The organism is Streptomyces sp. SKN60, from assembly GCF_026236535.1.
Taxonomy (GTDB): Bacteria; Actinomycetota; Actinomycetes; order Streptomycetales; family Streptomycetaceae; genus Streptomyces.
Window position 1 is genome coordinate 45,368 of record NZ_JAHTMW010000007.1, and the last position, 13,014, is coordinate 58,381.

Annotated in this window: 12 protein-coding genes; 4 read left to right on the forward strand and 8 right to left on the reverse strand. The window is 72.3% G+C overall.

Annotation, left to right across the window (positions count from 1 at the left end):
* Window positions 1-149 precede the first annotated feature (149 nt).
* From infB to rimP, 4 genes are all read right to left on the reverse strand, one after another.
* Window positions 150-3,227, reverse strand: a complete 3,078-nt coding sequence (infB, locus tag KV205_RS36295; protein ID WP_265864510.1) for a translation initiation factor IF-2 — start codon at window positions 3,225-3,227, stop codon at window positions 150-152.
* Between the two features lie 170 nt (window positions 3,228-3,397).
* Entirely contained in the window at window positions 3,398-3,676 is a 279-nt protein-coding gene (locus KV205_RS13455; RefSeq protein WP_265864511.1) for a YlxR family protein, read from the reverse strand.
* 117 nt (window positions 3,677-3,793) lie between these two features.
* Complete coding sequence (gene nusA, locus KV205_RS13460) at window positions 3,794-4,795, reverse strand: transcription termination factor NusA (RefSeq protein WP_265864512.1); 1,002 nt, start codon at window positions 4,793-4,795, stop codon at window positions 3,794-3,796.
* Window positions 4,796-4,797: 2 nt separating this feature from the next.
* Window positions 4,798-5,304, reverse strand: a complete 507-nt coding sequence (rimP, locus tag KV205_RS13465; RefSeq protein ID WP_265864514.1) for a ribosome maturation factor RimP — start codon at window positions 5,302-5,304, stop codon at window positions 4,798-4,800.
* Between the two features lie 161 nt (window positions 5,305-5,465).
* On the opposite strand from rimP, the gene KV205_RS13470 reads away from it, so the two are divergent.
* The 4 genes from KV205_RS13470 to KV205_RS13485 all read left to right on the forward strand — a co-directional run bounded on the left by KV205_RS13470 (window position 5,466) and on the right by KV205_RS13485 (window position 8,429).
* Window positions 5,466-6,020 (forward strand): hypothetical protein, encoded by a 555-nt coding sequence (locus tag KV205_RS13470; RefSeq protein WP_265864515.1) that lies wholly within the window; start codon window positions 5,466-5,468, stop codon window positions 6,018-6,020.
* Window positions 6,017-6,433 (forward strand): ferritin-like domain-containing protein, encoded by a 417-nt coding sequence (locus KV205_RS13475; RefSeq protein WP_265864516.1) that lies wholly within the window; start codon window positions 6,017-6,019, stop codon window positions 6,431-6,433. Before KV205_RS13470 ends, KV205_RS13475 begins: the two co-directional genes overlap by 4 nt.
* A gap of 74 nt (window positions 6,434-6,507) precedes the next feature.
* Window positions 6,508-7,392: an aminoglycoside phosphotransferase family protein gene (locus KV205_RS13480; protein ID WP_265864517.1), complete on the forward strand. Its 885-nt coding sequence runs from the start codon at window positions 6,508-6,510 to the stop codon at window positions 7,390-7,392.
* A 56-nt stretch (window positions 7,393-7,448) separates the two neighbouring features.
* Complete coding sequence (locus KV205_RS13485; RefSeq protein ID WP_265864518.1) at window positions 7,449-8,429, forward strand: slipin family protein; 981 nt, start codon at window positions 7,449-7,451, stop codon at window positions 8,427-8,429.
* Between the two features lie 55 nt (window positions 8,430-8,484).
* Here KV205_RS13485 and KV205_RS13490 read toward each other — a convergent pair whose 3' ends face one another.
* The 4 genes from KV205_RS13490 to ispG form a co-directional block, all read right to left on the reverse strand.
* Entirely contained in the window at window positions 8,485-10,188 is a 1,704-nt protein-coding gene (locus tag KV205_RS13490; protein ID WP_265864519.1) for a proline--tRNA ligase, read from the reverse strand.
* A gap of 97 nt (window positions 10,189-10,285) precedes the next feature.
* A complete protein-coding gene (locus tag KV205_RS13495; RefSeq protein WP_265864520.1) occupies window positions 10,286-10,828 on the reverse strand; it encodes a GNAT family N-acetyltransferase in 543 nt (180 codons plus the stop codon).
* Between the two features lie 50 nt (window positions 10,829-10,878).
* Window positions 10,879-11,724, reverse strand: a complete 846-nt coding sequence (locus KV205_RS13500) for a GNAT family N-acetyltransferase (protein ID WP_265864522.1) — start codon at window positions 11,722-11,724, stop codon at window positions 10,879-10,881.
* A gap of 119 nt (window positions 11,725-11,843) precedes the next feature.
* On the reverse strand, window positions 11,844-13,001 hold the full coding sequence (ispG, locus tag KV205_RS13505; protein WP_265864523.1) for a flavodoxin-dependent (E)-4-hydroxy-3-methylbut-2-enyl-diphosphate synthase: 1,158 nt from the start codon (window positions 12,999-13,001) through the stop codon (window positions 11,844-11,846).
* Window positions 13,002-13,014 lie beyond the last annotated feature (13 nt).

The window sequence follows — 13,014 nt, forward strand, 5'->3', positions numbered from 1 at the left end:
GGATGTCCCGCCGGTTCGGGTTCGACGTCCCGCCGTGCGCACGCCCGGCGGGGGAACATCAAAACCGTACACGCAACGGCCGGGGCCGATCGACGGAATACTTTCCGCCGACCGGCCCCGACCTGAGCCTCGCGGCTCGGCCTCGCGTGTTACACGCGCGGCTTCTCGCGCATCTCGTACGTCGCGATGACGTCGTCGATCTTGATGTCGTTGTAGTTTCCGAGGTTGATACCGCCCTCGAAGCCTTCACGAATCTCGGTGACGTCGTCCTTGAAGCGGCGCAGACCGTGGATGGTGAGGTCCTCGGCGATGACCTTGCCGTCGCGGATGAGGCGCGCCTTGGTGTTGCGCTTGACCTCGCCGGAGCGGATGAGGACACCGGCGATGTTGCCCAGCTTGGACGAGCGGAAGACCTCGCGGATCTCCGCCGTACCGAGCTCGACCTCTTCGTACTCCGGCTTGAGGAGGCCCTTGAGCGCCGCCTCGATCTCCTCGATCGCCTGGTAGATGACCGAGTAGTACCGGACGTCGACGCCCTCGCGCTCCGCCATCTGCGCGGCACGGCCGGCCGCACGGACGTTGTAGCCGATGACGATGGCGTCGGAGCCCATGGCCAGGTCGATGTCCGACTCGGTGACCGCACCCACGCCACGGTGCAGCACGCGGATGTCGACCTCCTCGCCGACGTCGAGCTGGAGCAGGGAGGACTCCAGGGCCTCGACCGCACCGGACGCGTCGCCCTTGATGATGAGGTTGAGTTCCTGGACCTGACCGGCCTTGAGCACCTTGTCGAGGTCCTCGAGGGACACCCGGCGGACGCGCTTGGCGAAGGCGGCGTTGCGCTCACGCGCGGCGCGCTTCTCGGCGATCTGGCGGGCGGTGCGGTCCTCGTCGACGACCAGGAAGTTGTCGCCGGCACCCGGGACGTTGGTGAGACCCAGGACGAGGACGGGAGTCGACGGGGTCGCCTCCTCGACGTTGTTGCCCTTGTCGTCGAGCATCGCCCGGACACGGCCGTACGCGTCGCCGACGACCATCGTGTCGCCGATGCGCAGCGTTCCGCGCTGGACGAGGACGGTCGAGACGGCACCGCGGCCGCGGTCGAGGTGGGACTCGATCGCGATGCCCTGCGCGTCCTGGTCCGGGTTGGCCCGGAGGTCGAGCGAGGCGTCGGCGGTGAGGACGACGGCCTCGAGCAGGGAGTCGATGTGCAGACCCTGCTTGGCGGAGATGTCGACGAACATCGTGTCGCCGCCGTACTCCTCGGCCACCAGACCGAACTCGGTCAGCTGACCGCGGACCTTGACCGGGTCGGCACCCTCGACGTCGATCTTGTTGACCGCGACGACGATCGGGACGCCGGCGGCCTTGGCGTGGTTGAGCGCCTCGATCGTCTGCGGCATGACGCCGTCGTTGGCCGCGACCACGAGGATCGCGATGTCGGTCGACTTCGCACCACGGGCACGCATGGCGGTGAACGCCTCGTGACCCGGGGTGTCGATGAAGGTGATGCGACGCTCTTCGTCGTTGACCTGGGTCGCGACCTGGTAGGCACCGATGTGCTGGGTGATGCCACCGGCCTCGCCCGCGACCACGTTGGTCTTGCGGATCGCGTCGAGGAGCCGGGTCTTACCGTGGTCGACGTGACCCATGACGGTCACGACCGGCGGACGGGAGACCAGGGCCTCTTCGCCGCCCTCGTTCTCGCCGAACTCGAGGTCGAAGGACTCGAGCAGCTCACGGTCCTCCTCCTCGGGGGAGACGATCTGAACCTGGTAGTTCATCTCGTCGCCGAGGAGCTGCAGCGTCTCGTCGGAGACGGACTGCGTGGCCGTGACCATCTCGCCGAGGTTCATCATGACCGCGACGAGCGACGCCGGGTTGGCGTTGATCTTCTCCGCGAAGTCGGTGAGGGACGCACCGCGCGACAGGCGAATGGCTTCGCCGTTGCCGCGAGGCAGCATCACGCCGCCCACGGACGGGGCCTGCATGGCCTCGTACTCCTGGCGCCTCTGCCGCTTCGACTTGCGACCGCGACGCGCGGGACCGCCGGGACGACCGAAGGCGCCCTGCGTGCCACCACGGCCACCCGGACCACCGGGACGGCCGCCGAAGCCGCCGGGACGACCGCCGAAGCCGCCGCCACCGCCACCGGGACCACCGGGACGACCGCCGCCGCCACCCGGACCGCCGGGACGGCCGGCGAAGCCGCCGCCGCCACCGCCGGGACCGGCCGGACGACCGGCGAAGCCGCCGCCGGGACGACCGCCGCTACCACCCGGGCGACCGCCGGGGCCACCGGGGCCACGGCCGCCGGGGCCCGGACGCGGGCCGGCAGCGGGACGCTGCGGCATCATGCCGGGGTTCGGACGGTTGCCGCCGGGGCCGCCACCGGGACGCGGGGCCTGCGGACGGGGCATGCCACCCGGGGTCGGGCGCGGAGCGCCGCCCTGGGGACGCGGGGCGCCGGGAACGCCGCCCGGGCCCTGCGGACGCGGGGCGCCGCCGGGCGCGCCGGGGCCGCCGGGACGCGGAGCGCCGCCCTGCGGGCGGGGCGCCTGCGGGCGCGCCATGCCGGTGGAGCCACCGGACGTGAAGGGGTTGTTGCCCGGACGCGGGCCGGCCGGGCGACCGCCCGGACGCGGGGCCTGCTGACCGCCGGGACGGGGGGCCTGCTGACCCGGACGCGGCGCCTGCTGGCCCGGACGGGCAGCGGGACGCGGGCCGGGGGTGGCACCACCGGGGCGCTGACCGGCGGCCGGGGCCGACGGGGGCGCGGTGAACTCCGGGGCGGCCGGAGCCGGGGCGGCGGGCGCCGGCTTGGGCGCGGGCTTCGGACCCGGACGGGGGCCCGACGCGGCCGGAGCCGGAGAGGGAGTGCTGCTCGCGGGCGCGGCCGGGGTGACCGGGGCCGCAGGCGCGGCGGGGGCCGGCTTGGGGGCCGGGGCGCCGGGCTTGGGGGCAGCGGGACGGGCCGCGGCGGCCGGAGCCGGTGCCGCGGGCTTGGGGGCGGGCGCCGCCTTACGGGGGGCACCCGGCTTTGCTGCGGTCTTGCCGGCGTTGCCGCCGGGACCCTGCAGCGCGTCAGTCAACTTGCGCACGACCGGCGCCTCGATCGTCGAGGACGCCGAACGGACGAATTCACCGAGTTCTTGGAGCTTGGCCATGACGACCTTGCTCTCCACACCGAACTCCTTGGCGAGTTCGTATACCCGGACCTTAGCCACTTCGCTCCTTTTAGGTCCGGTTACCGCCGGACCGTCGCTACTTCATGGGCGTACTCATCGCGTACTCATCGAGTGCTCATCGCAATCTCGACCTACTTCCGACTCGCGAGGTACCTGACCGCACGGGGTTCCGTGCCGTACATCTTTTGTGCAGTACTTCCGTACTTCATCTACGGTGCGGCCTGCTCGACGTGCGTGCGAAGCGCCGCGGTGTCGAGCGGTCCCTGGACCTTGAAGGCCCGCGGGAACGCCCGGCGGCGCACCGCCAGGTCGAGACAGACCGAGGCGGGGTGCAGATACGCACCCCGGCCGGGCAGCGTACCGCGATGATCGGGAACGCACTCGTCCTTATTCATCACGATCCGCAGCAGCTCGTCCTTGGCCGCTCGCTCCCGGCATCCCACACAGGTTCGCTCAGGGCACACGCGGGCATGCGTCCGGCCAGACACGTTAAGTCTACCTCCCCGTACCGACCTCACCCGTTCGGGGCAAAAATCGAACAGTCGTTGGCCAAAAAGGATCAGTGCCGGTACGGGACCGGGCCGCCGTGCTACTGGGCGGCGTCGCTACTGGGCGGCGGACTCGCCCTGCTGCTCGGTGTCCGGACGGATGTCGATCCGCCAGCCTGTCAGCCGCGCGGCAAGACGGGCGTTCTGCCCCTCCTTGCCGATCGCGAGCGACAGCTGGTAGTCGGGCACCGTCACCCGGGCGGACCGGGCGGCCAGGTCGACGATCTCGACCTTGGAGACCCGCGCCGGGGAGAGCGCGTTGGCCACCAGCTCGGCCGGGTCGTCCGACCAGTCGACGATGTCGATCTTCTCGCCGAGCAGCTCGGCCATCACGTTGCGCACCCGGCTGCCCATCGGGCCGATGCAGGCGCCCTTGGCGTTCAGGCCCGAACGGGTGGAACGAACGGCGATCTTGGTGCGGTGGCCGGCCTCACGGGCGATGGCGGAGATCTCGACGGAACCGTCGGCGATCTCCGGCACCTCCAGGGCGAACAGCTTCTTCACCAGATTGGGGTGGGTGCGCGAGAGGGTGACGGACGGACCGCGCACGCCCTTCGCCACCCGGACGACGTACGTGCGCAGCCGCAGACCGTGCGTGTAGTCCTCGCCCGGCACCTGCTCCTGCACCGGAAGGATGGCCTCCAGCTTGTCGTCCAGCTTGACGAGGACGTTCTTCGGGTCCTTGCCCTGCTGCACCTGGCCGGCCACGATGTCGCCCTCGCGGCGCGCGTACTCGCCGAAGGTGACGTCGTTCTCGGCGTCCCGCAGCCGCTGCTGGATGACCTGGCGGGCGGTGCTCGCCGCGATCCGGCCGAAGTCCGACGGGGTGTCGTCGAAGTCCTTGGGCTCCTGGCCCTCCTCCAGCTCGGAGGGGTCTTCCTTCGCCCACACCGTCACGTGACCGGTCTGCCGGTTCAGCTCCACGCGCGCGTGGCGGCGGGCGTCGGGGGTGCGGTGATAGGCGATGAGGAGGGCCGACTCGATCGCCTCGACCAGCATCTCGAAGGAGATTTCCTTCTCCTGTGCCAAGCCCTTCAGGAGCTTCACGTCGATGTCCACGGCTACGCCTCCTCTTCCTTCTTGTCCTTGCGGTTGAACTCGATCTCGACACGCGCCTTGACGATCTCGGCGAACTCGACCCGGCGGGCGGTGGCCTTGCGGCCCTTCACGCCCGGCACCTCGGTGTCCAGACCGTCCTCGTCCACGGCGAGGATCCGGGTGACCAGCTCGCCGCCGCCGGCCTCGGGGCTCAGCTGCAGCTTGACCAGACGGCCGGTGGCACGCTCGTAGTGACGGTGCTGGGTGAGGGGGCGGTCCGCGCCCGGGGAGCTGACCTCGAGGACGTACTCGCCCTGGCCCATCACGTCGGTCTCGTCGAGCTTCTCGGAGATGACGCGGCTCAGCTCCGCGCAGGCGTCCAGCTCGACGCCCTCGTCGGAATCGACGATCACCCTCAGCAGTCCGCGGCGCCCGGCCCGGGACAGTTCGATCTCCTCGAGGTCGAGGTCCTTCGCGTGAACGAGCGGCTCCAGAAGACCGCGCAGCCGTTCGTTCTGGGTGGTGCTCATCCGGGTGACTCCTCGGCCGCGTGTGCTGTTGTGGGTTCGTCGCGTGTCAGATCAAAGGGTATCCGGTCCCGGAGGGTGTTGCCGTCCACCGGCCGGGGGACCGCGGGTACGCTCGCCTGCGGCGATCTTCGAGGTTTTCGAACACCTGAGGGAGGAGAGGCGTGACGACCCTGGGCAGGCGCGCGCTCCTGACCGCCGGCGCCGCGGGCGCGGCGGGGGCACTGGCCGGCTGCACGTCCGGCGATTCCGGCGGCGGCCCGCGACGGCCGACCGCGGCCGAACGGGCGGCCGCCGCCGAGGCGGCGCTGCGGCGCCGTTCGGCGACCGCCGGCCGGGACCTGGTGCTGCGGTACGACGCCGTCATCGACGGCCACCCCTCGCTCGCGGCCCGGCTCGCGCCGCTGCGGGCGTCGGCGGCGGCCCATGTGAAGGCGCTGGCCGAGGGCGGCACCGCCCCGGCACCCGGCCCGTCCGCAACCGCCTCCGGGACCGCGTCCCCCTCCCCCTCCCGGTCACTGGCCCTCGTCCGGGTGCCGGCCGACCCGGCCGCCGCGCTCAAGGACCTCGCCGCCGCCGTACGGGCGACCGCCGACACCCACACGGCCACGCTGCTCACCGCGCCGCCCGAGTACGCCCGGCTGCTCGCCTCCGTCGCCGCGGCCGGCGCCGCCCACGCCTATCTGCTCACCCAGCCGACCGAAGGGGGCCGCGGATGAGCGCGCTCGACGCGGCCCAGGCCGCGCTGGCCGCCGAGCACGCCGCCGTGTACGGCTACGGGGTCGTCGGCGCCCGGGTCGGCGACGGCCGGCGGGCCGAGGCCGCCGCCGCCCACCAGGCCCACCGGGGCCGGCGCGACGCGCTCCGGCGCACGGTGCGCGACCTGGGCGGCGAGCCGGTCGCCGCGGCAGCCGGGTACGCCCTGCCGTTCGAGGTCCCGGACCCGGCCGCCGCGGTCCGTCTTGCCGCCGTCCTGGAGGACCGTGTCGCGGGCGTCTACTCCGACCTGGTGCGCTCCGCCGACGGCCCGCTGCGCCGCGACGCGGCGGCGGCGCTGCGCGAGGCGGCGGTGCGGGCGGTCCGCTGGCGCGGCAGCGACGTAACCTTTCCTGGGCTCGCCGAGCGGGCCTGACAGGCCGCACTCCCGGATAGCGGCGCTATCCAGGAGCTCGCCGCACCGCAGGAGACGAAGGAATCAACGCACGCATGGCTTTCGAACCGCCGCAGCGACTGGTGCGGGCTCTCGGCGAGACGTACGGGGACGCTGCCGCGGCCGAATGGCTGAAGGCGCTCCCGGAGCTCGCCCAGGACACCCTCGACCGGTCCGGTCTGGCCGCCGAACGGGTGGTGGCCCCGGGCGGGCGCAGCAGCCTCGTCGTGCTCGTGCCCGAGGGCGTCGTGAAGCTGGCGCCCGCGTTCGCCCGCCCCGACCTGGAGCGGGAGGCGCTGGCGCACTGGAACGGCTGGGGTGCCGTACGGCTGCTCGGCGAGCCCGCGCCGGACGCGCTGCTCCTGGAGCGGCTGCACCCCGAGGTGTCGCTGCGCTCGCTGCCGGAGGCGAAGGCGCTCCTGGAGGCCGCCGACACCGTGCGGAAGCTGTGGGTGGAGCCGTCCGACGGGCACGGCTTCGAGTCGGTGGCCGAGCGCACCGCGCGCCAGGCGGCGCCGATGGAGGCGTACCGGGCGGATCCGGAGGCCGGGGCGCTGGTCGCGGCCGCCCTGGAGGCCCGTGGCGAGCTGCTCGCGGGGTCCGCGGAGGCGCTGCTGCTGCACGGGCAGTTCCGGCAGGGCAAGGTGCTGGCCGGCGACCGGGCCCCGTGGCTCGCGGTCGGGCCCGAGCCGCTGGTCGGCGAGCGGGCGTACGACCTGGCGCGGCTGGTCAGGGACCGGGTGGAGGACCTGGTGGCCGCGTCGGCGGGCGCCTCGGCGGCCCGGCGGCGGGTGAACAAGCTCGCCGACTCCCTGGAGCTGGACCGGGACCGGCTGCGCGGCTGGACGCTGTTCCGCGCCGTGGAGTCCGCGACCCGCGCGCTCACCGCCGGGCGGCGGACCGACGCGGAACTGCTCCTGGAGTTCGCCGGCTGGCTGTGAGTCGCGGCCCGATTGAGGGGAATACCCTTTCTGTATCCCTTTGTCAGGGGGCCGTGATGATCCAGGAAGTCTTGATGGCGGTCGTCGGGGCGGCCGCGGCCGTAGGCGTGTACGCGGCTGCGGCGGCGCGGGTGGTGAAGCAGTACGAGCGCGGGGTGGTGTTCCGCTTCGGGCGGCTGCGCGGGGACGTGCGCAAGCCGGGCTTCAACATGATCGTTCCGGGCGTGGACCGCATGCACAAGGTGAACATGCAGATCGTCACGATGCCGGTGCCGGCCCAGGAGGGCATCACCCGGGACAACGTGACGGTGCGGGTGGACGCGGTCGTCTACTTCAAGGTGGTCGACGCGGCCGAGGCGCTGATCCGCGTGGAGGACTACAAGTTCGCCGTCTCGCAGATGGCGCAGACCTCGCTGCGGTCGATCATCGGCAAGAGCGACCTGGACGACCTGCTGTCGAACCGGGAGAAGCTCAATCAGGGCCTGGAGCTGATGCTCGACTCGCCGGCCATCGGCTGGGGCGTGCAGATCGACCGGGTCGAGATCAAGGACGTGTCGCTGCCGGAGACGATGAAGCGCTCGATGGCCCGGCAGGCGGAGGCGGACCGGGAGCGGCGGGCGCGGCTGATCAACGCGGACGCGGAGCTGCAGGCCTCGAAGAAGCTGGCGGAGGCGGCCCGGCAGATGGCCGACACGCCGTCGGCCCTGCAGCTGCGGCTGCTGCAGACGGTGATGGCGGTCGCCGCCGAGAAGAACTCGACGCTGGTGCTGCCGATCCCGGTCGAGCTGCTGCGCTTCCTGGAGCGCGCGCCGCTCTCCGAGAGCTCCTCCCGTCCCGCCCCGCCGGTCGCCGCCCCCGACGCCCCTTCGGTGACCGGCCCTCCCCCGGTTCCCCCGGAGGCCCCCGAACCGCCCGCGGTCGAGCCACCGCGCTCGGACGCGTACCTGGTGGGCCGGGGCGACGCGGTCGACGCCATCGAGGACCTGGCGGGCGCCCCGGTGGACCCGGCGCCGCGGGAGGACGACAGCGGGTCCTGAGGGGTACGACGAAGGGGGCGGGTCCGGTACCGGACCCGCCCCCTTCACGCGTGGGTCACGCCGACAGGCGGGCGATCGCCTCGTCCACCGTGAGTTCCTCGCGCTCGCCGGTGCGGCGGTCCTTCAGTTCCAGGACGCCCTCGGCGGCGCGGCGGCCGGCGACGAGGATCTTGGGGACGCCGATGAGCTCGGAGTCGGTGAACTTGACGCCCGGGGAGACTCCGGCGCGGTCGTCGACGAGGACGCGCAGGCCGGCGGCGGCGAGCTTGTCGGAGACCTCCAGGGCGAGCTCGGTCTGGAGGGCCTTGCCGGCGGCGACGACGTGGACGTCGGCCGGGGCGACCTCGGCGGGCCAGCACAGGCCCTTCTCGTCGGCGGTCTGCTCGGCGAGCGCGGCGACCGCGCGGGAGACGCCGACGCCGTACGAGCCCATGGTGACGCGGACGGGCTTGCCGTTCTGGCCGAGGACGTCGAGCTTGAGGGCGTCGGCGTACTTGCGGCCCAGCTGGAAGATGTGGCCGATCTCGATCGCGCGGTCAAGGTTCAGGCCGGTGCCGCACTTGGGGCACGGGTCGCCCTCCTGGACGACGACGACGTCGACGTACTCGTCGACCTCGAAGTCCCGGCCCGCGACCACGTTCTTCACGTGCATGCCGTCCTTGTTGGCGCCGGTGATCCAGGCGGTGCCGGGGGCGACGCGCGGGTCGGCGAGGTACTTCACCTTCTCCAGGCCCTGCGGGCCGACGTAGCCGCGGACCAGGTCCGTGCGGACCGCGAAGTCCTCCTCCGTCACCAGCTCGACCGTGGCCGTCGGGCCGAAGTGCTCCTCGACCTTGCCCATGTCGACCTCGCGGTCACCGGGCACGCCCACGGCGACGATCTCGCCGTCGACCTTCACCAGGAGGTTCTTGAGCGTGGCGGAGGCCGGGACGCCGAGGGAGGCGGCGAGGGTCTCGATCGTCGGGGTGTCGGGGGTGGGGATCTCCTCGGCGGCGGGGACCGCGGAGCCGTCGACCGCCTTCACCGCCTGGTACACCGCCTCCGTGTTCGCCGCGAAGTCGCAGTTCGGGCAGTCGGCGAAGGTGTCCTCGCCGGCCTCGGCCGGGGCGAGGAACTCCTCCGACTTGGAGCCGCCCATGGCGCCGGCGGTGGCGGCGACGATGCGGTAGTCGAGGCCGAGGCGCTCGAAGATGCGCTGGTACGCCTGGCGGTGCAGCCCGTAGGAGGCGGCGAGGCCCTCGTCCTCCAGGTCGAAGGAGTACGAGTCCTTCATGAGGAACTCGCGGCCGCGCAGGATGCCGGCGCGCGGGCGGGCCTCGTCGCGGAACTTGGTCTGGATCTGGTACAGGATGACCGGCAGGTCCTTGTAGGACGAGCACTGGTCCTTGACCAGGAGGGTGAAGATCTCCTCGTGGGTGGGGCCGAGGAGGTAGTCGCCGCCCTTGCGGTCCTGGAGGCGGAACAGCTCGGCGCCGTACTCGTCCCAGCGGCCGGTGGCGTCGTAGGGCTCGCGGGGCAGCAGGGCGGGCAGGGAGACCTCCTGCGCGCCGATGGCGTCCATCTCCTCGCGGACGATCCGCTCGACGTTGGAGAGGACCTTCTTGCCGAGCGGCAGCCAGCTCCAGATGCCGGCGGCGGTGCGGCGGACGTAGCCGGCGCGGACGAGGAGCTTGTGGCTGAGGACCTCGGCGTCCGCCGGGTCGTCGCGCAGCGTCTTCGCCATCAACTGGGACATGCGCTGGACCGGTGCGTTGGCCATGGTTCTCGTACTCCTGCCGGGACTGACGGTGATGGCCCCGAGGTTAGCCGGGCCGCCCCTGGCAGGTGAAATCAGTTCCTCCCGCCTGCCCTCCGGCCTACCGGCGCTTGAGCGGCAGCGGGGCGCCCATCACCGCGTACGGGCGGGGCGCGCTGGGGAAGTGGACCTGGCGGGCGAGGTCGGTGTAGCCGAGGGAGCGGTAGAGGCCGCGGGCCGGGCTCTCGGTGTCGATCGCGGAGAGGATCGAGCGGGGCAGGTCCGACTGGTCGGTGATGGTGGTGATCAGCCCGCGGCCCACGCCGCGCCCCTGGAAGTCGGGGTGGACGTGCAGTTCGGTGATGACGAAGGAGTCGTCGAGCCAGGCGTCGAGGCCGCCGGCCCGCAGATACGGCTCGACGACGGTGGACCACCAGTGGGTGCGGTCGTTGGGCATGCCGTAGACGAAGCCGGCGAGCCGTCCCCCGGGGGTGATGGCGCCGTAGGCGAGGGCACCGGGGCACAGAAGGTGGCGCAGCACGATGTGCCGGCGTACGGCCACCTCGCCGGCGTCGAGGCCGAAGGCGACGGCCTGCACGGCGAGGGCCTCGTCGACCCGTTCGGCGAGATTGACCGGCGCGATCACGACCTCGGTGTCATCCATGCGCCGCACCCTACAAGCCGGTCGTATGGTCCGGTCACCTCAGCACGCTGTCAGAAGAGCACGCTCATGAAGGCGCCGACCTCTTCGAAGCCGACCCGGCGGTACGCGGCGCGGGCGGGCTTGTTGTAGTCGTTCACGTAGAGGCTGACGACGGGTGCGACGTCGGCGAGGGCGTACTTCAGGACGGCGGCCATGCCGGTCTCGGACAGGCCCTTGCCGCGGTGTTCGGGGGCGACCCAGACGCCCTGGATCTGGCAGGCCTGGCGGGTGGCGGCGCCGATCTCGGCCTTGAAGAGGACCTTGCCGTCCTCGATGCGGGCGAAGGAGCGGCCGGAGCCGACGAGTTCGGCGACCCGGGCCTGGTAGAGCAGTCCGCCGTCGGCGGCGAGCGGGGAGACGCCGACCTCCTCGGTGAACATGGCCACGCAGGCGGGCATGATCACGTCCATCTCGTCCTTGCGGACCCGGCGCACCAGCGGGTCGGCCCGGACGGTCGTGGAGGCCTGCTCGGTGACCATGAGCGGCTGGTGGGCACGGACGTCGCGGGCGGGGCCCCAGCCGGGTTCGAGGAGCCGCCACAGCTGGGCGGTGGGTCCGGCGGGGCCGACGATGGAGGAGCAGCGGCGGCCGGTCCTGCGGGCCCGGTCGGCGAAGGCGCGGACGGCCTCGGGGGTGGCGCAGATGGGCACGAGGTTGGCGCCGGAGTAGCAGAGCGAGGTGAGGTGTCCGTCGCTGTACCAGCCCCACATCTCGCCGCCGAGCCGCCAGGGGTCGAGCCCGGCGAGCTGGACGCGGGCGGCGACGAAGGCGTTCTCGACGGGGGCGCTCTCCAGGACGGCGAGCGCGGCGCCGAGGTCGGCGGGTTCGAGGACCCGCGTCGATGATTGCGTCAACACGAGGGCCTCACCGGTGCGGTTTCTGCTGGTCCTGGCACTCTACCCCCCGTACCTGCCGGTGCGGGGGGTACGAAAAAGCCCCTCCGTGGCCGGAGGGGCTTCTTGCGCGGGCGGGCCGGTCAGCCGGCGACCGAGACGGTGGGCTCGCCGGAGGCGATGCCGTCCTTCTCCATCTGCTCGGCGATCTTCATGGCCTCGTCGATGAGGGTCTCGACGATCTTCGACTCGGGGACGGTCTTGATGACCTCGCCCTTGACGAAGATCTGGCCCTTGCCGTTGCCGGAGGCGACGCCGAGGTCGGCCTCGCGGGCCTCGCCGGGGCCGTTGACGACGCAACCCATGACGGCGACGCGGAGCGGCACCTCCATGCCCTCCAGGCCGGCGGTGACCTCCTCGGCGAGCTTGTAGACGTCGACCTGGGCGCGGCCGCAGGACGGGCAGGAGACGATCTCCAGGCGGCGCGGGCGCAGGCCGAGGGATTCGAGGATCTGGTTGCCGACCTTGATCTCCTCGACCGGCGGGGCGGAGAGGGAGACCCGGATGGTGTCGCCGATGCCCTCGGAGAGCAGGGCGCCGAAGGCGACGGCCGACTTGATGGTGCCCTGGAAGGCGGGGCCGGCCTCGGTGACGCCGAGGTGCAGCGGGTAGTCGCACTGGGCGGCGAGCTGGCGGTAGGCGTTGACCATGACGACCGGGTCGTTGTGCTTGACCGAGATCTTGATGTCGCGGAAGCCGTGCTCCTCGAAGAGGGAGGCCTCCCAGAGGGCGGACTCGACGAGCGCCTCGGGGGTGGCCTTGCCGTACTTCGCGAGGAGCCGCGCGTCGAGCGAGCCTGCGTTGACGCCGATCCGGATCGGGGTGCCGGCGGCGGAGGCCGCCTTGGCGATCTCCTTGACCTTGTCGTCGAACTGCTTGATGTTGCCCGGGTTGACGCGGACCGCGGCGCAGCCGGCGTCGATCGCGGCGAAGACGTACTTCGGCTGGAAGTGGATGTCGGCGATGACCGGGATCTGCGACTTCTTCGCGATGGTGGCCAGCGCGTCGGCGTCGTCCTGGGTGGGGCAGGCCACCCGCACGATCTGGCAGCCGGAGGCGGTGAGCTCGGCGATCTGCTGGAGCGTGGCGCCGATGTCGGAGGTGCGGGTGGTGGTCATCGACTGCACCGAGACCGGGGCGTCGCCGCCGACGGCCACCGAGCCGACCTGGATCTGGCGGCTCTTGCGCCGTTCGGCGAGCTTGGTCGGAACGGACGGCATACCGAGAGAGATCGCGGTCATCAGCTGTACAACC

Coding starts and splice junctions, on each gene's coding strand:
- rimP (WP_265864514.1), bottom strand. CDS start 5,304: ATGAGCACCACCCAGAACGAACGGCTGCGCGGTCTTCTGGAGCCGCTC.
- KV205_RS13475 (WP_265864516.1), top strand. CDS start 6,017: ATGAGCGCGCTCGACGCGGCCCAGGCCGCGCTGGCCGCCGAGCACGCC.
- KV205_RS13480 (WP_265864517.1), top strand. CDS start 6,508: ATGGCTTTCGAACCGCCGCAGCGACTGGTGCGGGCTCTCGGCGAGACG.
- KV205_RS13485 (WP_265864518.1), top strand. CDS start 7,449: ATGATCCAGGAAGTCTTGATGGCGGTCGTCGGGGCGGCCGCGGCCGTA.
- KV205_RS13490 (WP_265864519.1), bottom strand. CDS start 10,188: ATGGCCAACGCACCGGTCCAGCGCATGTCCCAGTTGATGGCGAAGACG.
- KV205_RS13495 (WP_265864520.1), bottom strand. CDS start 10,828: ATGGATGACACCGAGGTCGTGATCGCGCCGGTCAATCTCGCCGAACGG.
- ispG (WP_265864523.1), bottom strand. CDS start 13,001: ATGACCGCGATCTCTCTCGGTATGCCGTCCGTTCCGACCAAGCTCGCC.